A 22,299-nucleotide genomic window follows, 5' to 3' on the forward strand; every position below is an offset into this window, starting at 1 on the left:
GGCCCGTGTCCCTCGCGGGGACCGCCGTCGTCCCGCCCCCCGGTATCGGGGGTGCGGCGGTCCCCGCGCAACTCCCTCGCGCTGGCCGTCCCGGCACCCGGCTGCATATCCTTATGCAGAGTTTTCGGCGGGTGAATACGGGAGGGGGCGGCATGGGTGACAGCCCGGCCGGTCGGCTGCAGGCGCTCTTCGAAGGGCACCGGCTGACGCCGACACAGCGGCGGATCGCGCACTGCATGGTCCGGCGCGCCGGGGACGTGCCGTTCCTGTCCAGCGTCGAGCTCGCCGAGCTCGCCGGGGTCAGCCAGCCCTCCGTCACCCGGTTCGCCGTCGCCCTCGGCTTCGACGGGTACCCGGCGCTCCGCCGTCACCTCCGCGAGGTCGCGCCCCCCGAGCCCGACGGCGACGACGGGGGCGAGACGCTCAACGAGTACCAGCAGGCCGTCCTCGCCGAGATCGAGAACCTCAAGCACCTCGCCGGGCTCCTCGCCGACCCCGCGCCCGTCGAGCGGGCCGGCCGGCTGCTCGCCCGGTCCCGTCCGCTGCCCGTCCTGGGGCTGCGGGCCGCCTCCTCGCAGGCGCGTGGCTTCGCCTACTTCGCGGCCAAGGTGCACCCCGACGTCCGGCTCCTCGACGAGGGCGGCTCGATGCTCGGCGACCGCGTCGACGCGGCCGTACGGGCCGGTGCCACGGCCCTGCTGTGCTTCGCGCTGCCCCGGCACCCCAGGGAGGTCGTCGAGGCGCTGGAGTACGCGCGGGCGGCCGGGCTCACGGTCGTGACCGTCGCCGAGTCGGCGTTCGCGCCCGTCGCCGCCCACAGCGACCTGCTGATCCCGGCCGCCGTCGGCACCGGGCTCGCCTTCGACACAGCCTGCGCGCCGATGATGCTCGGCCGGGTCCTCCTGGAGGCCATGGCCGACGAACTCCCGGACGCGCAGGCGCGCCTGGAGGAGTTCGACACGAAGGCGGCGGCGCGGGGCCTGTTCGTCGAGTAGCCCCCCCACGCGCGCGCGGGGAGCGGGGTCAGACCTCCAGCTCGTTCTCGATCTTCTTCAGCTGGTGGCGGGCCATCGCCAGGTTCGCCCGGCCCTTGTCGAGGGCCAGGTACAGGAACAGGCCGTTGGTGCCGCGTCCCTTGAGCAGCCGGATCAGGTGGTAGTGCTTGCCGAGGGTGATGAGGATGTCCTCGATCTCGTCGTCGAGGCCCAGCATCTCCATCGCCCGGACCTTCGCCCGGACCACGTCCGTGTTGGCGGCCGCGGCCACGTTCAGGTCCAGCTCCTTGCCGCCGCCGATCGTGCCGAGCGCCATGCCGCTGGTGTAGTCGACGAGGGCCGCGCCGATCGCGCCGTCGATGGAGGCCGCTTCCTTGAGGGAGGTCTCGGTGTTCGCCATGGTGTCGTACTTCTTCCTTCTCGGGTTACGGGTTCGGTTGGTGTGCGGGTCGGTTCAGGTCCCTGCGCTCCAGCGCGCCGTCGACGAGTTCGCCTATCCGGACGCTGGACCTGCGGGCCTCCAGATGGAGCCGCCCCACATTGATGCGGGGCTCGGCGAGCAGCGTCAGGACGGCCGAGGCGCCCGCCGCGTACGTGGCCACGTAGCCGTTGTCGCCGCGTACGAGCAGCTCGCGGAAGCGGCCCTGGCCGGTGGAGTCGGTCAGCCGCTGGCCGACGCCGAGGGCGGCGGCGGTCAGCGCGGCCACGCTCTCCGCCTCGCCGGCCACGGTGTCGTGGGCCAGGACGAGGCCGTCGGCGCTCGCCGCGAGCGCCCCGGTGAGCTGGGGCAGCCGGGCCCGCAGCCGTCTGAGCTCGCCGAGGACCTCGGCTTCTGCCGTCATGAGCTGTTTCCTTTCGGCGCGCAGGCGCAGGGCACGCCTCATCACAGGTGTGCCTCCAGGGCGTCACGGAGCCGGCGCAGCAGGGCGATGTCGGGATCGGCCACCGGCGGCGCCGGGAGGGGGGGTGGTGGCGTGGGGTCGGGGCCGGGGTCGAGCGGTGTCTCGACGAGCCCGGCGGCGGCGAGCCGCCGTACGTCGAGGAGGGTGTGGAAGGCGGGCCGGCCGAGCAGCCGGGCCAGCTCCGCCGGGGTGCGCTCGCCGTCCGCCGCGGCGAGCAGGGCGCGCTGGCGGGCCCCGACGGTCTGGCCGGGGGCGGCGGGGCGGGGCACGACCGGGCCGGTGTCCACGGAGGCGTACGGCCAGACGGCGTCGAGGAGTTCACGGCGGCGTACGGTCTCGCGTTCGACGGCCTCGGCGGAGACCGGCCGCACCGTCCCGAACCAGTGCCCCACCCCGTACCGGAAGCGGGTGGGTCCGCTGGTGGGGGAGAGGGCGAAGAAGGCCGCGTCGAAGACGGCGCCGAGGTGGCAGATCTCCAGCTCGCCGTCGTGGAGCCGGCCGCTGTCGACGAGGAAGCGGCCGACGGCGCGGTGGGCGCCGGCCCGGTCGACGGCCTCGTCCCAGCCTTCGCGGGGCAGGCGTCCGCCGGTGGTGAGGAGGACGTCGACGCCGGGGGAGGCGGGGCTCTCGGCGTGCACGACGCGGCCGTCGACGAGGTAGAGCGTGCCGTGGTCGCGGAGCAGGGCGCCGGTGGCCTTCTCGGCGGCGAGGCGGACCAGCATGGGGGAGACGGGGGTGGCGACGGTGCTCATCCGAGGACCAGCCTTTCGGCGAGGTCGCGGAGGCGGAGCCGGGCCAGGGCGAGGTTGCCGGTGTCGCGGTCGAGCCAGAGGTGCAGGAAGACGCTGCTGTCGAAGGAGGTCTCGACGAAGCGCAGGACGTGGTAGCCGGCGCGGGTGGTGACGATCACGTCCTCGACGGGCGGCCCGTCCTCCGTGCTGTCGGCCGCCGCCACGAACGTGTCGAACTCGGCGGCGGAGCGCGCGAGTTCGGCGGTCTCGGCGGCCGTGGTCTCGTGGTCCCCGACCGGTGAGTCACCCGCCGTCCCGAGGGCGAGCCCGCTGGTCCAGTCGACCAGGGAGGCTCCGCGAGCGCCCGGCAGGGCCATGGCCTCCAGAAGGCACTCGTCGATTCCGGGCACGCGGTTTCCCCTCCCGATGCGGCGTGCGAACGTGTGGCAGTGACGGTGACGTTACTGAACGCAGCGCTCCGGGGGAGGGGTTCTGGCATTTTCCATATGAACATGCCAGCGTCTGGGGAGAATTGTGCCCGGCGGACGGCCGGACCTTGTCAGGTCCGCGACTCCACGGCGTTCGCGATGTCGGACAGGTCCTTCGCGAGCGCCTTGGCGACCGCCTTCGCGCCGAAGCGGGTCATGAGGCGGCCGAGGAGTCCCGGGCGGCGGCCGTGGGCCGGCCGTGCGGAGAATGTCATCCGCAGGGTGGTGGCCCCCGTTCCGTCGGGCGTGAGGGTGAGTTCGGAGACGTAGTGCATGCCGTGCGAGTCCGCGACCGTGACGTACCGGTCGGGCGGCACGCACTCCGTCACGGTCATCTCCTCCGTGGCCTCCTTGCCCAGCATCCGCCGGGTCTCCCGCCAGCGCGTCCCCACCCCGAAGCCGCCCTCGGTGAGCACCTCCACCCGCTCGACGCCCGAGAGGACGCGGGGCATGTCCCGCAGGTCGGTGATCGCCTCCCAGACCCGTCCGGGGGAGGCGTCGACCCGCCGCTCGACGACGACGGAGGTGGTGTCCGTACCGGTTCCAGTCATGGCTTCATCGAAGCCGGGCCGCCGGTCCCCCGCTACCGGAACCGCCCGGTCCGCGCTGTCCGCTGTCCGTGTCCGTGCGCCGTCTCCCGGACCAGCGCGTCCGCGTGGGCGCCGCCCGATTCGGCGACGATCTCCGCGAGCGTCTGGGGCGTCCGTACGGTCGCGAAGGTCACCGCCCCGTCGTCGGCGACCGTGAAGCCGTGGATACCGGGCCGGGGCAGGCTGTTGTACGCGTAGTGGTGGGCGAAGTAGTACGCGCCGGTGTCGGGAACGGCCACCACGTCGCCCGGGTGGAGCAGCGGCAGCTCCCGGTTCACGGCGAGCAGGTCCCCGGCGAAGCAGGCGGGGCCCGCCACGTCCTGGGCGGCGGTCTCCCCGGTGCGGGGGCGGCCTTCGGAGTCGTACGCGAGGACGCGCAGCGGCCAGGACCCGGGGGCGTAGACCGTACGGGTGGCCAGCTGCACGCCCGCGTGGGTGACGGCGATCGGGCGGCCTCCGGCGTTCTTGGTGTACTCCACCCGGGCGAGGATCGTGCCGTGCTTGGCGAGCAGCGAGCGGCCGAACTCGGTCACCAGGCGGTAGCGGCCGTCGAAGAGCCCCGGGACGGTGTCGGCGAGCAGCCCGGCGTACTCCGCGTACGTCGGTGTCTCCTCGTCGGAGTCGAAGTTGACCGGCAGTCCGCCGCCGATGTCGAGGGTGTCGATCCGCTGCTCGCCGGCGGCGCGGTTGATTTCCTCGGCGAGCGCGTAGGCCGCCCCGACCCCTTCGGCCATCAGGGCGAGCGGGACGCCCTGGGAGCCGGTGTGGGTGTGCAGCCGGGTCAGCCACGGCCGGTCGAGGAAGGCCTGGACGACGGCCTCGCGGGCGCCTTCGTCGCGGAGTGCCACGCCGAACTTGGAGGTGGCGGTCGCGGTCGAGAGGGAGCCGATGGAGCCGGGACCGACCTGTGGGTTCACCCGCAGGCCGAGTGGTGAGGAGGTGGGCGCGGAGGCGACGAGGGCGTCGAGGCGGGCCAGCTCCTGGAGGTTGTCGGCGTTGACGGCGATGCCGAGCGCGAGGGCCTGGCGGAGTTCGGCGGGGGTCTTGGCGGGCGAGTCGAGCACGGTGTGGGTGGGCGGGACCCCGGCGGCGCGCGCGAGGGCCAGCTCGCCGGGGCTGGCCACCTCGACGCCGAGCCCGGCCTCGTGGAGCAGGCGCAGGACGGGCACGAGTGGGGCGGCCTTCACGGCGAAGGCGTGCAGCACCCGGGCGTCGGTGACGGCGGCGAACGCGCTGGTCAGGGCGGCGGCGGAGGCGCGGATGCCGGCAGTGTCGAGGAGGGCGACGACGGGTTCGGCGGGGGAGAGGAGTCCTTGATCGACGGAGGCTCGGACGGCGAGATCGCGACGGGAGGAGGCCATGCGGTCCATCCTCGTCGACGGGTTCACCGGCATGGGGGAGGGCGGCCCTGTTGACTACATCTATTCATATCGCCAGGATGTGAATATCTGAACGACATTCGAGGAGGCACCGCCATGTCAGGACCCCGCCCCGTACGGGCCCCGCGCGGTACGGAACTGAGCGCCCTGGGATGGCAGCAGGAGGCCGCCCTCCGGATGCTCCAGAACAACCTCGACCCCGAGGTCGCCGAGCACCCCGACAAGCTCGTCGTCTACGGCGGCACCGGCAAGGCCGCCCGCGACTGGCGCTCCTTCGACGCCATGGTCCGCACCCTGCGCACTCTCAAGCAGGACGAGACGATGCTCGTCCAGTCCGGCCGCCCCGTCGGCGTCATGCAGACCCACGAGTGGGCCCCGCGCGTCCTCATCGCCAACTCCAACCTCGTCGGCGACTGGGCCAACTGGGAGGAGTTCCGGCGCCTGGAGCAGCTCGGACTCACCATGTACGGCCAGATGACGGCCGGGTCCTGGATCTACATCGGCACCCAGGGCATCCTCCAGGGCACCTACGAGACCTTCGCCGCCGTCGCCGCCAAGAAGTTCGGCGGCACCCTCGCCGGCACCATCACGCTGACCGCCGGCCTCGGCGGCATGGGCGGCGCCCAGCCCCTCGCCGTGACGATGAACGACGGCGTCGCGATCTGCGTCGACGTCGACCCGCGCGCCATCGAGCGCCGCATCGAGCACCGCTACCTCGACGTCAGGGCCGACGACCTCGCCCACGCCCTCGCCCTCGCCACCGAGGCCCGCGACGCCCGCCGCCCGCTCTCCATCGGCCTCCTCGGCAACGCCGCCGAGCTGGTCCCGCAGATGCTGGCCGAAGGCGCCCCGATCGACATCGTCACCGACCAGACGAGCGCCCACGACCCGCTCTCCTACCTCCCCGTGGGCGTGGCCTTCGAGGACATGGCCTCCTACGCGGCCAAGGACCCGGCGGGCTTCACCACCCGGGCCCGCGAGTCGATGGCCCGGCACGTCGAGGCCATGGTCGGCTTCATGGACGCGGGCGCCGAGGTCTTCGACTACGGCAACTCGATCCGGGGCGAGGCCCGGCTCGCCGGCTACGACCGCGCGTTCGCCTTCCCCGGCTTCGTCCCCGCCTACATCCGGCCGCTGTTCTGCGAGGGCAAGGGCCCGTTCCGCTGGGCCGCGCTCTCCGGCGAGGCCTCGGACATCCACAAGACCGACAAGGCGATCCTGGAGCTGTTCCCCGAGAACGAGTCCCTGCACCGCTGGATCAAGATGGCCGGCGAGCGCGTCCACTTCCAGGGCCTCCCGGCGCGCATCTGCTGGCTCGGCCAGGGCGAGCGCGACAAGGCGGGCGACATGTTCAACGACATGGTCGGCGACGGCACCCTCGCCGCGCCCCTCGCGATCGGCCGCGACCACCTCGACTGCGGCTCGGTCGCCTCCCCGTACCGCGAGACCGAGGCCATGCTCGACGGCTCCGACGCGATCGCCGACTGGCCGCTCCTCAACGCCATGGTCAACGTCGCCTCCGGCGCCTCATGGGTGTCCCTGCACCACGGCGGCGGCGTCGGCATGGGCCGCTCCATCCACGCCGGCCAGGTCTCGGTGGCGGACGGCACGGCCCTCGCGGGGGAGAAGATCCGCCGCGTCCTGACCAACGACCCGGGCATGGGCGTCATCCGCCACGTCGACGCGGGCTACGACATCGCGGAGCGGGTCGCGGACGAGAAGGGCGTCCGCGTCCCGATGCGCGAGGGCGCCCAGGACGTCGAGGGTGTCTCCGCGTGAGTGCCACCTTCCACGCCATGTGGCGGTCGCTGCGCCCCATCGGCCGCAGCGCCGCCTCCGGCGGCTACCGGCGCTACGCCTGGACGGACGCCGACGCCGACTGCCGGCTCTGGTTCCGGATGCAGGCCGAGGCCCGCCGCCTGGACGTCGAGACCGACCGCAACGGCAACCAGTGGGCCTGGCTCGGCGACCCGACGGTCGGGAACGCGGTGGTCACCGGCTCCCACCTCGACTCCGTCCCCGACGGCGGCGCCTTCGACGGCCCCCTCGGCGTGGTATCCGCCTTCGCCGCGCTCGACGAACTGCGCTCCCGGGGCGTCTCGTTCAAGCGGCCCCTCGCCATCACCAACTTCGGCGACGAGGAAGGCGCCCGCTTCGGCCTCGCCTGCGTCGGCTCCCGCCTCACCGCCGGACGCCTGACGAAGGAGCAGGCGTACGAGCTCCGCGACGCCTCCGGGACCAGCCTCCCGCAGGCCATGGAGGCCGCCGGGTACGACCCGTCCGCCATCGGCCCCGACCCGGAGCGCCTCTCCCGCATCGGCGCGTTCGTCGAACTGCACGTCGAGCAGGGGCGCGCCCTGGACCTGTCCGGTGACGCCGTCGGCATCGCCTCCTCCATCTGGCCGCACGGCCGCTGGCGGTACGACTTCGCCGGCGAGGCCAACCACGCCGGCACCACCCGGCTCGTCGACCGCCGCGACCCGATGCTCAGCTACGCGGAGACGGTCCTCGCCGCCCGCCGCGAGGCCGAAATCGCCGGCGCCGTCGCCACCTTCGGGAAGATCGCGGTCGAGCCGAACGGCGTCAACGCCATCCCGTCCCTGGTCAGGGGCTGGCTCGACGCCCGCGCCGCCGACCAGAGCTCCCTGGACAAGGTCGTCACGGGCATCGAGGCGGAAGCCCGCGCCTACTCGGAGCGCCACGGCATCGACCTCACCGTCGTCCAGGAGTCCTTCACCCCGGTCGTGGACTTCTCGCACGCCCTGCGCGACGAGATGTCCCGGATCCTCGGCGCGTCCGGGAAGGTCCCGGTCCTCGGCACGGGCGCCGGCCACGACGCGGGCATTCTGTCCGAATCGATCCCGACCGCCATGCTGTTCGTACGGAACCCCACCGGCGTCTCGCACTCCCCGGCCGAGTTCGCGGCCGAGGACGACTGCGTGGCCGGGGTCCTCGCACTCGCCGACGTACTGGAGGAGCTGGCGTGCCGCTGACGACGTACTGGCTGGAACACGCCTGGCTCGACACGTACGCCGAACCGGGCGTGGCCCTGGACGTGGACTCCGACGGCCGCATCGCCGCCGTACGCACGGGGGTGGACGCCCCGCCCCCGGGCGCCGTGGTCCTGCGCGGCCTCACCGTCCCCGGCCTCGCCAACGCCCACTCGCACGCCTTCCACCGCGCCCTGCGCGGCACCGTCCAGGTCGGCTCCGGCACCTTCTGGACCTGGCGCGAGGTCATGTACACCGTCGCCCAGCGCCTGACCCCCGACACCTACTTCGCCCTGGCCCGCGCCGTGTACGCGGAGATGGCGCTCGCGGGCATCACCGCCGTCGGCGAGTTCCACTACCTCCACCACGCGCCCGGCGGCGCCCCGTACGCCGACCCCAACGCCATGGGCGAGGCCCTGATCGCCGCCGCCGCCGACGCCGGCATCCGCATCACCCTCCTCGACACCGCCTACCTCTCCTCCGGCTTCGGCGCCGCACCCGAGCACCACCAGCTCCGCTTCACCGACGGCACGGCGGAGGCCTGGGCCGAACGGGCCGAGCGCCTGAAGGACCGCGACGGCGTACGGATCGGAGCGGCGATCCACTCCGTACGGGCGGTCCCGGCGGACCAGCTGGCCACGGTGGCCCGATGGGCGCAGGACCGGCAGGCGCCCCTCCACGTCCACCTGTCGGAGCAGACCGCCGAGAACGACGCCTGCCTCGCGGCCCACGGCATGACCCCCACCCAGCTCCTCGCGGAGCACGGCGTCCTCGGCGCCCGCACCACGGGCGTCCACAACACCCACCTGACGGACGGCGACATCGCCCTCCTCGGCTCGTCGGCCACCGGCACCTGCATGTGCCCGACGACCGAACGCGACCTGGCCGACGGCATCGGCCCGGCGATGGCGCTCCAGCGGGCGGGCTCGCCGCTGTCCCTGGGCAGCGACAGCCACGCCGTCATCGACCTCCTGGAGGAAGCGCGGGCCATGGAGCTGAACGAACGCCTGCGCAGCCGCACCCGCGGCCACTGGACGGCGGCGGCACTGCTCCGCGCGGCCACCGCCGACGGCCACGCGGCCCTCGGCTGGGCGGACGCGGGCACCCTGGAGGCGGGCGCGCTCGCCGACTTCACGACGATCGCCCTGGACAGCGTCAGGACAGCGGGACCGGTACCGCGTCTGGCAGCCGAGACGGCGGTATTCGCCGCGTCGGCCGCGGACGTGCGTCACACGGTCGTGGCCGGACGCCATGTCGTACGGGACGGGGTCCACTCCTCCGTACCGGACGTGGCGCGGGCCCTCGCGGACTCGATCGCCGCCCTGCGCGGCTGAAGGAGACACCCCTCACCATGAACACCGGCCCCGCGGCGATGAACAACCCGGCGGCGACCTCCGCCCCCACCAGCGCGAACAGCGCCGTGGCGAAGACCGCCACCGCCATCGTCAACATCGCCAGTCTCGTCACCAACGACCCCTCCCTCGGTGATGGAACCCCCCTGGGCCTGATCCAGGACGCGGCCGTCGTCATCGACGGCGACCGCATCGTCTGGGTCGGTGAATCCAGCAAAGCACCCGCCACTGACAACCGGGTCGACGCGGGCGGCCGGGCCGTGATCCCCGGCTTCGTCGACTCCCACTCGCACCTCGTCTTCGCGGGCGACCGCACGGCCGAGTTCAGCGCCCGCATGTCCGGCCGGCCGTACCGGGCGGGTGGCATCCGCACCACGGTCGCGGCGACGCGCGCCGCGAGCGACGCGGACCTGGAGCGCAACCTCAGGCGCTACCTCGACGAGGCCCTGCGGCAGGGCACGACCACCTTCGAGACCAAGTCCGGCTACGGCCTGACGGTCGAGGACGAGGCCCGCGCCCTGCGTATCGCGGCCGACCACACCGACGAGGTGACCTACCTCGGCGCGCACATCGTCTCCCCGGACTACGCGGACGACCCGGCGGCGTACGTGGAACTCGTGACGGGCGAGATGCTCGACGCCTGCGCCCCGTACGCCCGCTGGATCGACGTCTTCTGCGAGAAGGGCGCCTTCGACGGCGACCAGGCCCGCGCGATCCTCACCGCCGGCAAGGCGAAGGGCCTCCACCCGCGGGTGCACGCCAACCAGCTCACGTACGGCCCCGGCGTCCAGCTGGCGGTGGAACTGGACGCGGCCAGCGCGGACCACTGCACGCACCTGACGGACGCGGACGTGGACGCCCTGGCGCACTCGTCGACGGTGGCGACCCTCCTGCCGGGTGCGGAGTTCTCCACCCGGGCCCAGTGGCCGAACGCCCGCCGCCTCCTGGACGCGGGTGCGACGGTGGCCCTGTCCACGGACTGCAACCCGGGCTCGTCGTTCACGTCGTCCGTCCCGTTCTGCATCGCGCTCGCGGTACGGGACATGGGCATGACCCCCGACGAAGCGCTCTGGTCCGCCACGGCCGGCGGCGCGGCGGCCCTCCGCCGCACGGACGTGGGCCGCCTGACCGCCGGTGCCCGGGCGGACCTGTCCCTCCTGGACGCCCCGTCCCACGTCCACCTGGCGTACCGGCCGGGGGTGCCGCTGGTGGCGGGGGTGTGGCGCGCGGGCGTACCTGTTGTGTGACGTTCATTCAGAAATAGCTTCCAGCACATTAGTTGACGAAGCACCATGGTGAGTACGGGTACTCATGTGGGCGACCAGTGGTCGCTCGCATGATTCCCCCATGAGAACTCCGAACCGCTTCGCGCAGATCGTCCTGGCCGCCGCGCTGGGCAGCATGGCCCTGACCGCCTGCGGCGGGGCGGACCCGAGCAGGACGTCCGCCGTAGGCGCCACCGTTTCGGAGAAGCCGAAGCCGAAGCCGGAGCCTTCGTCGAGGCGGTCGCTCCCGTCGGACGCCCTGGCGACGCACCCGGACCCGGAGATGCGTTTCCTGGCCCTCTCCTCCCGCGTCCTGGACGGCTGTGTGCCGGGCGGCGTGCCCCAGCCGCCCTCCGTCGGCCCGGAGGACGGGCCCCCGCCGCAGAACACGCCGGACCTGCCGATGCCGGAGGAGCCCGGGGACCTCTCGGTCCCCTCGGGCGCCCCCGAGCCGCCGACGTCCCCGAAGCCGACTCCCACCAGGTCCGGGCCGGTCGAGGAGGTGGCGCTGACCGCCACCGACGAATGCGTCGGTGACGCGCACGCCGAGCGCATCCGCACGGCTTTCGGGAGCGGAGGCCCGGCCGACTACCCGGTGCTGCGGAAGAAGCTGACCGGCCTCGACTACCCGCCGTCACGCGTCCACCGGATGCCGGACCACGCCGGCTCGCCCCGGGCCCGGATCGACCTCCGCTTCATGGGCGGCAACCTGGTTCTGGAGGTCACCGGCACCCGCGACCAGGTGCTCGTCGAGCCGTTCGGCGCCCCCGAGACGGAGGACGTGCGGATCACCGACGTGAAGCGGAAGCCGTAGCCGGACGCGCCCATGCCCCGACCGGGCCCGCCAGGCGGCCGTGCCGACCGCCCCTCGGACAGCACCGCTCCCCGCCCTGTCCGCTCCGCACGGCCTGGTCATGGAAAGACCGAGTATCCCTGTCTCGGAGGGTTCCGGACGGGTACCGTCCTGTCCTGGCAGTACTCAGGGGACCGGGGGGTCGGCAAGGTGAGTGCTTTTCGGGTGCGGATCGTGAGGCCGGGGGAGCTGAGTGAGCGCGAGATCGAGGCGTGGCGGGGCCTGCGGGCCAAGTCCGGCGCGCCCGCCAACCCCTTCATGGAACCGGAGTTCACGCGCGCGGTGGCCGAGGTGCGACCCCGGTCGCGGGTCGCCGTGTGGTGGGAGGGGGACGAGCCGGTCGGCTTCTTCCCCTTCGAGAAGGGGCCGCTGGGGCAGGGCCGTGCCATCGGCTTCGGCGTCTCCGACAGCCAGGGCGCCGTCCTGCGTCCCGGGCTGCGGCCGGACCCTCGGGCGGTGCTTCGCGCCTGCGGGATCACGATGTGGGAGTTCGACAACCTGGAGGCCGGCCAGCCCGTCTTCGCAGGCGCCGTCGAGGAGTCCTTCGCCTCACCCGTGATCGACGTCGGCGAGGGATACGCGGCCTACGAGTCGCTGCTGCGTGCCCAGTCGCCCAAGTTCCTCAGGACCACCCTCGCCAAGGAGCGCCGGCTCGGCCGACAGGCGGACGGCGAGGTGCGGTTCGTCTTCGACGAGCGCGATCCCGCCGCGCTGCGCACCCTCATGGACTGGAAGTCCGCCCAGTACCGCAGGACCGGCCGCGGTGACCGCTTCGCCAAGGAGTGGATCACCACCCTCGTCCGGCGCCTCCACGAGCAGCGCACGCCCGGCTGCTCCGGTGTCCTGTCCGTGCTGTACGTCGGGGAGAGGCCGATCGCCGCGCACTTCGGGCTGCGGTCCGCGACCGTACTGTCCTGCTGGTTCCCCTCGTACGACCCCGAGTTCGCCAGGTACTCGCCCGGCCTCGTGCTGCACCTGCGGATGGCGGAGGCCGCCGCCGCGGCGGGGATCGGGATGCTGGACCTGGGACGCGGTGACGCCGAGTACAAGGACGCGCTGAAGACGGGGGAGCTGACGGTGTACGAGGGGGCCGTCTTCGTCCCGGGAGCACGGGCCGCCGTGCACTGGCTGGGCCGGGAGCCCGCCCGGCGCGTCCACGGCTTCGTCCGCGACCGCCCCGCCCTCGCGGCCCGCGCCCGCGCCGCGCTCAACGGGGTCGCCCGGCTGCGGGGGAACCGTTAGCCCCGACCCGCCGGCGGCCTCCGTGGCCCCCGCGCCCTCCGTCACCCCGGTGGCACCGCCGTCATCCCCGTCGCCCTGCCCACCACCTCCCCCGTCGTCGAACCCGTGCCCGCCTCCGTACCTCCCTGACCTCCCTGGGGGATCCCCGTTGAGCAACCCTCCGCCCCGCGCCGTCTCCGTCGCCGAGCTCGATCTCGCCGCCGGGCCGGACGGGCACGTCCTCTCCCTCCGTCCCGCGCCCGGCGGGCCGGACCTCGTGGACGGTGACGTGTACGCCCTCGTCCGGGTCGACGGGCGCCCCGCCGCCACCGTGCTCGGCGCCGTGGCCGACGGCGAGGACCCCGGCGAGGTGCTCGGCGCGCTCGCCCGTGCGCGGCTCGCGGAGGCCCGGCCCCCCACCGACGCCGAACGCCTCGCCGCCGCCCGGCCCGACCTCCTGGAACGCAAGGGGAAGGGGCTGCCCCCGCCCCGTACGTCCGTCGTCGTCGCGACCCGTGAGCGGCCCGAGCAGCTCGCCCGCGCCCTCGACTCGCTCCTCGCCCAGGACCACCCGGACTTCGAGGTCGTCGTCGTCGACAACGCGCCCCGGACCACGGACACGTACGACCTCGTCAGCCGCGCGTACGCCGACCGCGTCCGGTACGTCCGCGAGGACACCCCCGGTCTCGCCGTCGCCCACAACACCGGGGTCGCCGCCGCCGACGGCGAGGTCCTCGCCTTCACCGACGACGACGTGATCGCCGACCCGCACTGGCTGACCGCGCTCACCGAGCCGTTCGCCGACGATCCCGGTCTCGGCTGCGTCACCGGTCTGATCCTGCCCGCCCGGCTCGCCACCCCCGCCCAGGTCCTCCTCGAATCGCACGGCGGCTTCGCCAAGGGCTTCGCACCCCGCCTGTACGACCCGGCCCGGCCGCCCGCCGACGAACCGCTCTTCCCGTTCACCGCGGGCAGCTTCGGCTCCGGAGCCAACATGGCCTTCCGGGCCGCCGCCCTCCGCAAGGCCGGCGGCTTCGACCCCGCCACCGGCACCGGGACCCCGGCGAAGGGCGGCGACGACCTGTACGCCTTCGTCGCCGTCCTCTCCGCCGGCTTCCGGCTCCGCTACACCGCGCAGGCCCTCGTCTGGCACCACCACCGCGACACCTGGCAGGACCTGCGGAACCAGGCGTACGGCTACGGCGCCGGCCTCACCGCCTACCTCACCGCCACGCTGGTCCGCCGCCCCGCCCTGCTGCCCGCGCTCCTCGCCCGGCTGCCGCGCGGCCTCGCCCGCGCCCGTACGATGACCGCCCAGCGCGGGGAGACGACCCCCGACGGCGGCGTTCCCGGCGAGCACGGCACTCACCACCACCCCTGGCCTCGCAGCCTCTCCCGACTGGAGCGACGCGGCATGCTCTACGGCCCCATCGGATACGCGAAAGCCCGCGTCACGGCACGACGGGGGAGGAACCCCCGATGACGAGCGTCCCCCTCCACACCCGGATACCCGTCCTCCTCTACCACGCCGTGATGGACGACCCCCCGGACTGGATCGCCGAATTCACGGTCACGCCGAAGGAGTTCGCGTCCCAGCTCGACGCGGTCGTCGCCAGCGGCCGGGCGCCCGTCACCGTCGGCACCCTGGCCGCGCACCTCACCTCCGGGGACCCGCTGCCGGACCGGCCCGTCGTCATCACCTTCGACGACGGCTTCGCCGACCTGGCCGGGCCCACGGCCGAGGCGCTCGCGGCCCGGGACCTGCCGTCCACCGCGTACCTCACCACCGGGGCCATCACCCCCGGCCGGCCGTGCCTGCTGCCGCCCGCGCCGATGATGACCCTCGAACAGGCGCCGCGCCTGGAGGAGTACGGGATGGAGGTCGGCGGACACACCGCCACCCACGCGCAGCTCGACACCCTGGCCCCGGGGGCCCTCCGCCGTGAACTGCGCGAGTCCAAGGCGGTCCTCGAGGACACCCTCGGCCACGAGGTCCGGCACCTCGCCTACCCCCACGGCTACAACAGCCCCGCCGTCCGCCGGGCCGCCGCGGCCGCCGGCTACACCTCGGCCGTCGCCGTCCGGCACGCCCTGAGCTCCGGTCGCGACGAGATCTACCGCATCGCCCGGCTCATCGTGCGCCGGACCCACACCACGGCGGACGTGGAGCAGTGGATGGAGGGCCGGGGCGTGAGGACCGCGCCGTACCCGGACTCGCCGTTGACGGTGGGCTGGCGGATGTACCGACGGACGCGCGCGCTGGTGCGCGGGGCGGAGTTCGCCGGGTGACGAAGAACGTGTTCACATCGACGCCGGAGAACGACGTGCCGCCGGAGAACAACATGCCGCCGGAAGGCGAACTGCCGCCGCAGAGCAACGAGCCGACGGAGGGCACCAAGCTGTCGGGAGGCGCCACGCCCTCGGAGGGCACCAAGCTGTCGGGAGGCGCCACGCTCTCGGAGGGCAGAGAGCTGTCGCAAGGCACCCTGCCGTCGCAGTCCTCCCCGCAGCGTCCACCGGCCCCGGAGCGCCAAGCCGGGGAACCGAAGCCCACGGGAGACTCCGGCGCCGCCCCGGCCCCCGTCCGTCGGCCCGGCCCGGCCGCCGCGCTCCGCTCGCCGGCCGCCCTCAACCTGGCGCTCCTCCTCCTCGCCGCCGCCCTCTGGTTCTGGGCGCTGCCCCGCATCGACTTCCGGAGCATCGAGGAGTTCGGACTCCTCGACCGCTTCCCCCTCAGCTTCTACGCCGCTCTCACCGTCCTGACCTGCGGCTTCGTCATCACCCTGCGGCGCGCCGGCACCGCGCCCCTCTGGCCCGCCACCTACTGCGCGGCGATGCTCGTCGCCCTCAAGGCGCCGCCCGCGATCCTCTACGACACCGTCCGCTACGCCTGGGCGTCCAAGCACGACGCGATCATCAGCCGACTGCTCACCGAGGGCACCGTCCACCCCGGGCGCGAGCTGTCCGGCGGCATGTCGGCCTACGACCAGTGGCCCGGGTTCTTCTCCCTCGACGCGGCCCTCGTCCGCGCCTTCGGCGTCGACTCCGCCGCCTCGTTCATCAACTGGGCCCCGGTCGCGCTAGGTCTGCTCACCGTGCCCGTCCTGATCCTCGTCTACCGCACGTTCAGCGACGACTGGCGGCTGGTGTGGACCGGCGTGTGGATCTTCCAGCTGGCGAACTGGGTCGGCCAGGACTACCTGTCCCCGCAGGGATTCTCGTACCTGCTCTACCTCACCGTCTTCGCCGTCGTCGTCCGGCACTTCGTCCTCCCAGGCTCGGCGGGCGCGCTCCGCGACCGCTCCGCGCTCGACCCGGCCGCGGCGTCCGTACCGCCGCCCACGACCACCCGGCAGCGGGCGGTCGCCGTCCTCTTCCTCGTCCCGATCGTCGCCACCATCAACGCCTCGCACCAGCTCACCCCCGTGATGCTGTGCGCGAGCCTCTTCGCCCTCTGTCTCACCCGCCGCTACCGCAACCTGGGGCTCCTCGCCACCACCGGCCTGATCATGCTGGTCTGGAACCTCACCATGGGGCGGGAACTCTTCCTCGACACCCTCGGCACCCTGCGTGAGAAGGCCGGAGACCTCCTCGGGAACTCCCGGCCCGGCTTCGCCGGCGACCCGACGGGCCCCGGTCCGGAGCTCGTCGGCAGTGCGAACGTCCTGATGGTCCTCGCCCTCGGCGGGCTCGCCGTCGCCGCCGTCCTGCTCCGTCGCAGACTGGCCCGCAGCGCCCTGCCGTTGGTCCTCGCCGCCGCCGCGCCCCTCCCGATGTTCGCCGTCAACGACTACGGCGGCGAGATGATCTTCCGTGTCTATCTCTTCGGCCTGCCCGGCTCGGCGTTCTTCGCGGCCGCCGCGCTCGTCCCCGCCGCCGGGGCCGCGAGCCGTGCCGCCGGCGTCGCCCGCCGGACGGCGGCCGTCGCCCTGCCCGTCACCCTCGTCGCCATGCTCGCCGGCTTCCTGCCCTCGTACTACGGCAAGGAGGGCATGCACTACGCGCCCCCCGGCGAGACCGCGCTCACCCGGCGCGCCTTCGACCGGGCGCCCGACGGAGCGCTGATCCTCGCCGCCACCGGCGCCTTCGCCGACGCGTACTACCGCTACGACCAGTTCGAGCGGTGGTTCTTCACCGAGCAGGAGGTCGACGAGAACCTCCGCATGCTGAAGGACCCGGCCGGCTACCTCGCCGGCGGCATCCCGGCTGGCCGCCCTGCTTACGTGATCCTCACGCCCACCCAGGGCGAGGCCGTCATCGGCGAGGGCTACCTCCCGGAAGGCGGCTTCGACACCCTCCGCGCCGCCCTCAAGAGTTCGCCGCTGTTCGGGGTCGTCGAGGAGAACAGGCACGGGCTCGTCCTCCGCTACCGCCCCACGACCGGCGGCTGACGCCGTCTCCGCCCCCACCCCCGCCGACCGTACGCACGAGGAGTAGGTACGCCATGGCCCACCCACGCCTGACCCCGCGAGTCCAGCGCAGAGCCGTCCTCGCGGCCTCCGGATGGGTCGCCCTCGCCGCGACCGCGATCCCGGGCGGCTCGCCGCTGCGCTGGATCCCGGTCCTCGCCTTCGTCGTCCTCGCACCGGGCCTCGCCCTGATGCTCCCGCAGCCCGTCGGTCTGCGGCCCGGCGCCCGGCTGGAGGCCCTGGCGCTCGCCGCGCCCGTGAGTCTCTCCGTGGCCACGATCACCGCGACCGCCCTGTTCCTCACGAAGGCCTTCTCGCTCACCGTCTTCCTCGTCGTGCTCGCCCTCTTCGTGAGCGTCGCCGCCACCCTGCCCGGCGTGCCGCTGCCGGCCGCCACCCGCGGCGCCGTCGAGCGCGCCGGCTCCACCCGCACGTCCCCGTTCTCGTCCCGGTTCCGCATACGAAGGCCCGGGGGAGGGCGATGAGCAGGCGTCACGCCCAGGGTGATGCCCGGACCCGGCTCGCGATCGCGCTGGCCACCGTCGGGGCGCTCACCGTCGGCTTCGGCGTCTGGTCCACCCTCGGAGAGGAGGACGACCGCTGCACCCCCGATGCCTCACTCGTCGCACCGTGCGGGGCCTGGTGGGGCGCGTACATCCCGTACGACGAGGACAGTTCGCTCACCCGGCCGGTGTACGCCTTCGAGAAGAAGATCGGCCGCAGACTCGACCTCGTCTACACGTACCACGACATGTCGGGGAGCAAGGCCGACGGGGAGCTGCTCACTCCGGACGAGCGGGAACTCGGCCGCGAGCGGCTCCTCATGCTGGCGTGGGAGTCGACCGTGTGGACCGAGAAGCACCACGCCGACTGGACCGAGAGACAGCTCGGCTGGAAGAACATCGCTTCGGGGACGTACGACGCCTCGGTCATCGACCCGCAGGCCCTCCGCGTCAAGGAGTACGGCAAGCGGGTCTTCTTCTCCTTCGACCAGGAGGCCGACTTCCGGATCGAGCAGGGCGCCGGCACCCCCGAGGAGTACGTCGCCGCCTACCGCCACGTCCGCGACCGCTTCGAGAGGCTGGGCGTCACCAACGTGGTGTGGGTGTGGACCGTCTCCGGCTGGCTCGGCAACGCCGCCTTGATGAAACGGCTCTACCCCGGCGACGACTACGTCGACTGGATCGGCATGGACCAGTACAACTACTACCTCTGCCACAAGTCGACGGACTGGCTGGACTTCGACCGGAGTCAGCGGCCCGGTTACGACTGGCTCCGGGAGAACATCTCGGCCGACAAGCCCGTCATGCTCGCCGAGTTCTCCACCGCCCCCGACCCGAAGCGGCCCGAGCGGCAGCGTGACTGGTACGCCGCCATCCCCGGGGTCGCGCCGACGCTGCCGAAGGTGAAGGCGTACGTGCACTGGAACCGTGCCGTGCCCGGGCCCGGCTGTGACCTGACGATCGACTCCGGACCCGGCCTCGACGGCTACCGGATCGCCGGCCAGGACCCGTACTTCCGGCAGGCCGTACCGAAAGGCTGAGGCTCAGCCGCCGTCCCGCCGCCGGGCTTTCACCGTCTGCCCGTCGTCAGGCCCCGGAAGGCGCACACCGCCATCGTGCCCCCGGCCAGGCCCAGGAAGAGCGGCAGCGGGGCCGTGGCGAAGGCCTGCTGACCCGCCCAACCCGCCCAGACCAGCACCCACACCACCCCGGCCGTGACCCGCGCGCCCACGCCGACCACCCGCAGCAGCACGGCCGTAGCCAGCAGACTCAGCGCCTGGAGGACGATCGGGGCGACGGCTCTCCCGGCGCCCTCGCCGAGGAGCACGGCGCCGGGGCCGTCCGCCTCGGCGGGCCGCAGGCCGAGCAGGGGCGGTGCGGTGTGCAGGGTGAGGAAGGTGGCGAGCAGGACCGTTCCGCCGAACCAGGGCCGGAACGCGCCGAGTCCGACGGCCGCCCCCTGGAGGGCGACGAGCAGCAGCCCGGCGGCGAGCGTGACGGGCGGGAGCGCGGTCAGCAGACCGGTCCCGGAGAGCCGCTCCACGTCGAGCGACTGGGAGCCGGTGAGCGGCAGCCAGAAGAGGGCGGCCGCGAGCGCGAGCAGCACCCACCGCCAGGCCTCCGACCGGTCCACGCGTACCGTCGGCCGCCTCTCCGGAGCCGGAGCCGGAGCCGGGGCCGGGGTCGGGGCCGTGGGCGCCGACGGGGCGGTGGGGAGCTTCGTCCCGTCCGTCCGTACGGACGGGCCCACCGGCTCCTCCGTACGCGGCCGGGGTACGTACACGGGGATGCCGAACGCCGGCGTCACCGACTCGTGCGCCCCGCGCAGATAGGCGCTCTCCCGCGCCCAGCTCGTGCCGTAGTCGTCCTCCGCGCGCTCCCTGACCCGCGCGGCCCGCTTCGGCTCCTCGGCCGGTGCGTGGCTGTTGAGGGCGGCCCGCAAGCCCGGTATGGACACCAGGGCCATCAGGGTCATCGCCCCGAGCACGGCGTATCCGGCTCCCGCGATGCCGAAGGGTCCCAGGAGGAGCGCCGCGCTGCCGAGCACCAGGACGCACATCGCGCCCTGGAAGGCGGCGAGCACACCCGTACGCCCCTGGACGCGCAGGACACCGATGTACAGCTCGACGGCGACCCGGGGGAGCGCGGCGGCGGCGAGCAGCCGGAGCACGGTCGTGCCCTGCTCGGCGTAGGCGCCGCCGAAGGGCGCGAGGACCAGCGGGGCGAAGACGACGAGGACGAGGACGACGGGGACGAGCAGCAGCGTCATGCGGCGCAGTGCTCCCCGTACTCCCTCGGCGAGGGACTCGGGGCTGTGCGAGGCGTGCGCGGTGAGCGAGGTGGCCATGTTGATGGCCATGAACTCCATCGTGCCGCCGAGGGTGTAGGCCGTGTAGAAGAAGGCGTTGTGGGCGGCGTCGAAGCGGACGGCGACCATCACCGGCAGCAGGTTGATCATGATGAGGCTGAAGAACGCGCCGACGGAGTCGCCGGCCATGAAGCGGCCGATCTCGCGCATGCTGGGCGGTTCGCGGTCGCGGTCGGCGCGTGCCTGGCGGGGGATGAGCCGCCGGAGGACGAGCCAGCCGATCGGCAGCACGGAGAGCGCTATCGCCGCCGACCAGGACACGAAGACGCCGAGCACCGGCAGGGCGGCCGCGAAGAGGATCAGGAGGACCAGCTTGCCGACGGTGAAGACCGCGTTTCCCACGGGCACCCAGATCGCCTGTCTGAGCCCGGTGAGGACGCCGTCCTGGAGGGTGAGCAGGGCCCAGCCGATGCTGGAGGCGGTGAAGAAGAGGCCGGCGGAGAGGGTGCCCAGCGGGGCGTACGAGGGGCCCCACCAGTCCAGGGTGAGCAGGAAGACGCCGCAGGCGACGGCGACCACCACGGTGCTGACCAGGTACAGGCGCACCACGAGCGGCCCGGTGGCGCGGCCGGCCCGGGGCACGTACCGGACGACGGCGCCGGTGAGCGTCGTCGCGGTGAGGGAGGCGAGCATCCGCTGGGCGGCGATGGCGGCGGAGCCCTGCCCGACGGCCTCCTCCGTGTAGTAGTGGGCCGCGACCAACCAGAAGCCGAGCCCGAGGGCGGCGGAGACGCCGGTGGAGATCATCAGGGCGTAGGCGTTGCGGAAGAGGGAGTCGTCGGCGCCGGATCCCGCGCTCCGGGCCGGACCCGCCTCCTCGACCGGGTCCCTCGTGTGGGCGGGAGGCTCCGGTGGCGTGCCCGAGGGTCCCTCGGCCTCCGGACGTTCCGCCCCGCGCAGCCGTACGGTCTCGCTCACCGGGCGCCCTCGGGAGCCGCCGACAGGTGGGACGCGGGGCGGATTCCGGCGGTACGCAGCACCGCGAGGGCCTCGTCCGCGTGGCGCGGGTCCACGGGCAGGGCGTGCCGGGCGAACCAGGCCGCCGGCCCCGGGGCGGCGGAGGGCTCCGTGAACGCCTCGCCCGCGTACCGGTCGAGCGGCGGATCGTAGACGTAGCCGGTGGTGATCCGCTGCCGGGCGAGGGCGACGATCGCGGTGTCCCTTTCCTCGACGAGCAGGGGTACGCGGAACAACGGCTGCGCGACCTCCCGCGGGGCCCCGGGCGTGCCGTACTCGCTGGCCAGGAGTCGGGCGGTGCCGTCCCGGTGGGTGGCGAGGACGTCGTCGAGCCGGGCGAGCTTGCCGGTGGTGCGGCGGAGCCGGCCGGCGCCGGGCCGGAGGCGGTAGTCGTGCATGTCGACCCGTACCCAGGAGTCGAAGGGGTCGAGCGCGGGCGCGGCCGGGAGGGCCCGCGCCAGCTCGTCGGCGCGCAGCGGCATCCGGATCTCCTTCCGCTCATCGAGGCCGAGCAGCCGTACGGTCGCGCGCGCGGCCCGGGCGAGGCGCAGTCCACGCAGGGCGGCCTCGGCGTACGGCCGGGTCAGGTAGGCGAGTTCGGCGGCGGCGCGGGTGGGGTGCAGCAGCGCGTCGCGGGCGGCGGCGAGTTCGCCGCGCAGCGCCGGGTCGGCGAGGGTGAGGAAGCCGCCGGCCTTGGCCGCGGTGTGCTTCGAGAGGCTGAAGACGGAGGCCTCGCCGTACGTGCCGACCGGGCGACCGCCCACCGTCGAGCCGATGGCGTGGGCCGCGTCCTCGATGAGCGGGATCCCCGACCGGTCGCAGCGGGACCGCAGTCCGGGGGCGGGGTCGGGGTTGCCGTACAGATTGGTGGTCAGTACGGCGGACAGGCCCTGCCATACGGAGTCGGGCACCGCGGCCGTGTCGATCGATCCGTCCCGGGGGTCGAGCGGCGCCTGCACGGGGCGCAGTCCGGCGGCGAGGACGACGAAGAAGATGACGTCGTCGTTGACCGGTGACATCAGCACCCGGCCGCCGGGACGGCACCAGTGGCGCAGCGCGAGATAGAGACCGAAGCGGCACGACGGCACGTAGAGGCACTCCCTGCCTGCGAGTCTGCCGCGCATGCGCTCTTCCAGTTCCGCGTACGCAGAAACCATGTGATTCCCCCCTGAACCCCCGGGCTCAATGTGGCCCAATCCGGACGGCTCGTCAACACGGCCCTCCGGTCACGCGGAAGGGCCCGTCCCGGGTCCGAAGACCGTGAACGGGCCCTTTCCGCAGCCATCTTCGCGGCTC

At 73.6% G+C, this 22,299-nt stretch carries 20 protein-coding genes; 12 read left to right on the forward strand and 8 right to left on the reverse strand.

Going from position 1 to position 22,299, the window contains the following annotated elements; genetic code table 11:
• Nucleotides 1-152 precede the first annotated feature (152 nt).
• The gene (locus ABZ567_RS24630) at nucleotides 153-995 is read left to right on the forward strand and encodes a MurR/RpiR family transcriptional regulator (protein WP_360793463.1); all 843 of its coding nucleotides are present in this window, start codon (nucleotides 153-155) and stop codon (nucleotides 993-995) included.
• Nucleotides 996-1,023: 28 nt separating this feature from the next.
• Here ABZ567_RS24630 and ABZ567_RS24635 read toward each other — a convergent pair whose 3' ends face one another.
• The 6 genes from ABZ567_RS24635 to ABZ567_RS24660 form a co-directional block, all read right to left on the reverse strand.
• Complete coding sequence (locus tag ABZ567_RS24635; protein WP_360793465.1) at nucleotides 1,024-1,395, reverse strand: hypothetical protein; 372 nt, start codon at nucleotides 1,393-1,395, stop codon at nucleotides 1,024-1,026.
• Nucleotides 1,396-1,420: 25 nt separating this feature from the next.
• A complete protein-coding gene (locus tag ABZ567_RS24640) occupies nucleotides 1,421-1,879 on the reverse strand; it encodes a roadblock/LC7 domain-containing protein (RefSeq protein WP_360793467.1) in 459 nt (152 codons plus the stop codon).
• On the reverse strand, nucleotides 1,879-2,649 hold the full coding sequence (locus tag ABZ567_RS24645) for a transcriptional regulator (RefSeq protein ID WP_360793469.1): 771 nt from the start codon (nucleotides 2,647-2,649) through the stop codon (nucleotides 1,879-1,881). The genes ABZ567_RS24640 and ABZ567_RS24645 overlap by 1 nt, the downstream gene beginning before the upstream one ends.
• On the reverse strand, nucleotides 2,646-3,038 hold the full coding sequence (locus ABZ567_RS24650) for a hypothetical protein (protein WP_360793471.1): 393 nt from the start codon (nucleotides 3,036-3,038) through the stop codon (nucleotides 2,646-2,648). Before ABZ567_RS24650 ends, ABZ567_RS24645 begins: the two co-directional genes overlap by 4 nt.
• A 149-nt stretch (nucleotides 3,039-3,187) precedes the next feature.
• Nucleotides 3,188-3,667, reverse strand: a complete 480-nt coding sequence (locus ABZ567_RS24655; RefSeq protein WP_360793473.1) for an SRPBCC family protein — start codon at nucleotides 3,665-3,667, stop codon at nucleotides 3,188-3,190.
• Between the two features lie 32 nt (nucleotides 3,668-3,699).
• The gene (locus ABZ567_RS24660) at nucleotides 3,700-5,076 is read right to left on the reverse strand and encodes a diaminopimelate decarboxylase (protein WP_360793577.1); all 1,377 of its coding nucleotides are present in this window, start codon (nucleotides 5,074-5,076) and stop codon (nucleotides 3,700-3,702) included.
• A gap of 105 nt (nucleotides 5,077-5,181) precedes the next feature.
• Between ABZ567_RS24660 and hutU the strand changes: the two genes are divergently transcribed.
• The 11 genes from hutU to ABZ567_RS24715 all read left to right on the forward strand — a co-directional run bounded on the left by hutU (nucleotide 5,182) and on the right by ABZ567_RS24715 (nucleotide 18,718).
• Nucleotides 5,182-6,864 carry a urocanate hydratase gene (gene hutU / locus ABZ567_RS24665; protein ID WP_360793475.1) on the forward strand — a complete coding sequence of 561 codons (1,683 nt, stop codon included), beginning with the start codon at nucleotides 5,182-5,184 and terminating at the stop codon, nucleotides 6,862-6,864.
• Between the two features lie 17 nt (nucleotides 6,865-6,881).
• Nucleotides 6,882-8,078, forward strand: a complete 1,197-nt coding sequence (locus tag ABZ567_RS24670) for an allantoate amidohydrolase (protein WP_360793579.1) — start codon at nucleotides 6,882-6,884, stop codon at nucleotides 8,076-8,078.
• Nucleotides 8,069-9,409, forward strand: coding sequence for a formimidoylglutamate deiminase (locus ABZ567_RS24675; protein ID WP_360793477.1), 1,341 nt, complete (start codon nucleotides 8,069-8,071; stop codon nucleotides 9,407-9,409). Before ABZ567_RS24670 ends, ABZ567_RS24675 begins: the two co-directional genes overlap by 10 nt.
• A gap of 17 nt (nucleotides 9,410-9,426) precedes the next feature.
• Nucleotides 9,427-10,674, forward strand: a complete 1,248-nt coding sequence (gene hutI, locus ABZ567_RS24680; RefSeq protein WP_360793479.1) for an imidazolonepropionase — start codon at nucleotides 9,427-9,429, stop codon at nucleotides 10,672-10,674.
• Between the two features lie 100 nt (nucleotides 10,675-10,774).
• Nucleotides 10,775-11,506, forward strand: coding sequence for a hypothetical protein (locus ABZ567_RS24685; protein ID WP_360793481.1), 732 nt, complete (start codon nucleotides 10,775-10,777; stop codon nucleotides 11,504-11,506).
• 204 nt (nucleotides 11,507-11,710) lie between these two features.
• Entirely contained in the window at nucleotides 11,711-12,787 is a 1,077-nt protein-coding gene (locus ABZ567_RS24690) for a GNAT family N-acetyltransferase (protein ID WP_360793483.1), read from the forward strand.
• Nucleotides 12,788-12,935: 148 nt separating this feature from the next.
• Nucleotides 12,936-14,249, forward strand: a complete 1,314-nt coding sequence (locus tag ABZ567_RS24695; RefSeq protein ID WP_360793485.1) for a glycosyltransferase — start codon at nucleotides 12,936-12,938, stop codon at nucleotides 14,247-14,249.
• Nucleotides 14,246-15,055 carry a polysaccharide deacetylase family protein gene (locus tag ABZ567_RS24700; RefSeq protein WP_360793487.1) on the forward strand — a complete coding sequence of 270 codons (810 nt, stop codon included), beginning with the start codon at nucleotides 14,246-14,248 and terminating at the stop codon, nucleotides 15,053-15,055. Before ABZ567_RS24695 ends, ABZ567_RS24700 begins: the two co-directional genes overlap by 4 nt.
• Nucleotides 15,052-17,157 carry a hypothetical protein gene (locus tag ABZ567_RS24705; protein WP_360793489.1) on the forward strand — a complete coding sequence of 702 codons (2,106 nt, stop codon included), beginning with the start codon at nucleotides 15,052-15,054 and terminating at the stop codon, nucleotides 17,155-17,157. Before ABZ567_RS24700 ends, ABZ567_RS24705 begins: the two co-directional genes overlap by 4 nt.
• A 53-nt stretch (nucleotides 17,158-17,210) precedes the next feature.
• Nucleotides 17,211-17,660, forward strand: a complete 450-nt coding sequence (locus tag ABZ567_RS24710) for a hypothetical protein (protein WP_360793491.1) — start codon at nucleotides 17,211-17,213, stop codon at nucleotides 17,658-17,660.
• Complete coding sequence (locus ABZ567_RS24715; RefSeq protein WP_360793493.1) at nucleotides 17,657-18,718, forward strand: glycosyl hydrolase; 1,062 nt, start codon at nucleotides 17,657-17,659, stop codon at nucleotides 18,716-18,718. The genes ABZ567_RS24710 and ABZ567_RS24715 overlap by 4 nt, the downstream gene beginning before the upstream one ends.
• A 29-nt stretch (nucleotides 18,719-18,747) precedes the next feature.
• Here ABZ567_RS24715 and ABZ567_RS24720 read toward each other — a convergent pair whose 3' ends face one another.
• Both ABZ567_RS24720 and ABZ567_RS24725 read right to left on the reverse strand, forming a co-directional pair.
• Nucleotides 18,748-20,964, reverse strand: coding sequence for a lipopolysaccharide biosynthesis protein (locus tag ABZ567_RS24720; RefSeq protein ID WP_360793495.1), 2,217 nt, complete (start codon nucleotides 20,962-20,964; stop codon nucleotides 18,748-18,750).
• The gene (locus ABZ567_RS24725) at nucleotides 20,961-22,160 is read right to left on the reverse strand and encodes a DegT/DnrJ/EryC1/StrS family aminotransferase (RefSeq protein WP_360793497.1); all 1,200 of its coding nucleotides are present in this window, start codon (nucleotides 22,158-22,160) and stop codon (nucleotides 20,961-20,963) included. The genes ABZ567_RS24720 and ABZ567_RS24725 overlap by 4 nt, the downstream gene beginning before the upstream one ends.
• Nucleotides 22,161-22,299 lie beyond the last annotated feature (139 nt).

The organism is Streptomyces sp. NPDC016459, assembly GCF_040632845.1.
Taxonomy (GTDB): Bacteria; Actinomycetota; Actinomycetes; order Streptomycetales; family Streptomycetaceae; genus Streptomyces.

What these genes read in the sequence shown, in the direction of transcription:
- ABZ567_RS24630 (WP_360793463.1), top strand. Translation starts at nt 153, where the DNA reads ATGGGTGACAGCCCGGCCGGTCGGCTGCAGGCGCTCTTCGAAGGGCAC.
- ABZ567_RS24635 (WP_360793465.1), bottom strand. Translation starts at nt 1,395, where the DNA reads ATGGCGAACACCGAGACCTCCCTCAAGGAAGCGGCCTCCATCGACGGC.
- ABZ567_RS24640 (WP_360793467.1), bottom strand. Translation starts at nt 1,879, where the DNA reads ATGAGGCGTGCCCTGCGCCTGCGCGCCGAAAGGAAACAGCTCATGACG.
- ABZ567_RS24645 (WP_360793469.1), bottom strand. Translation starts at nt 2,649, where the DNA reads ATGAGCACCGTCGCCACCCCCGTCTCCCCCATGCTGGTCCGCCTCGCC.
- ABZ567_RS24655 (WP_360793473.1), bottom strand. Translation starts at nt 3,667, where the DNA reads ATGACTGGAACCGGTACGGACACCACCTCCGTCGTCGTCGAGCGGCGG.
- ABZ567_RS24660 (WP_360793577.1), bottom strand. Translation starts at nt 5,076, where the DNA reads ATGGACCGCATGGCCTCCTCCCGTCGCGATCTCGCCGTCCGAGCCTCC.
- hutU (WP_360793475.1), top strand. Translation starts at nt 5,182, where the DNA reads ATGTCAGGACCCCGCCCCGTACGGGCCCCGCGCGGTACGGAACTGAGC.
- ABZ567_RS24670 (WP_360793579.1), top strand. Translation starts at nt 6,882, where the DNA reads ATGTGGCGGTCGCTGCGCCCCATCGGCCGCAGCGCCGCCTCCGGCGGC.
- hutI (WP_360793479.1), top strand. Translation starts at nt 9,427, where the DNA reads ATGAACACCGGCCCCGCGGCGATGAACAACCCGGCGGCGACCTCCGCC.
- ABZ567_RS24685 (WP_360793481.1), top strand. Translation starts at nt 10,775, where the DNA reads ATGAGAACTCCGAACCGCTTCGCGCAGATCGTCCTGGCCGCCGCGCTG.
- ABZ567_RS24700 (WP_360793487.1), top strand. Translation starts at nt 14,246, where the DNA reads ATGACGAGCGTCCCCCTCCACACCCGGATACCCGTCCTCCTCTACCAC.
- ABZ567_RS24710 (WP_360793491.1), top strand. Translation starts at nt 17,211, where the DNA reads ATGGCCCACCCACGCCTGACCCCGCGAGTCCAGCGCAGAGCCGTCCTC.
- ABZ567_RS24715 (WP_360793493.1), top strand. Translation starts at nt 17,657, where the DNA reads ATGAGCAGGCGTCACGCCCAGGGTGATGCCCGGACCCGGCTCGCGATC.
- ABZ567_RS24725 (WP_360793497.1), bottom strand. Translation starts at nt 22,160, where the DNA reads ATGGTTTCTGCGTACGCGGAACTGGAAGAGCGCATGCGCGGCAGACTC.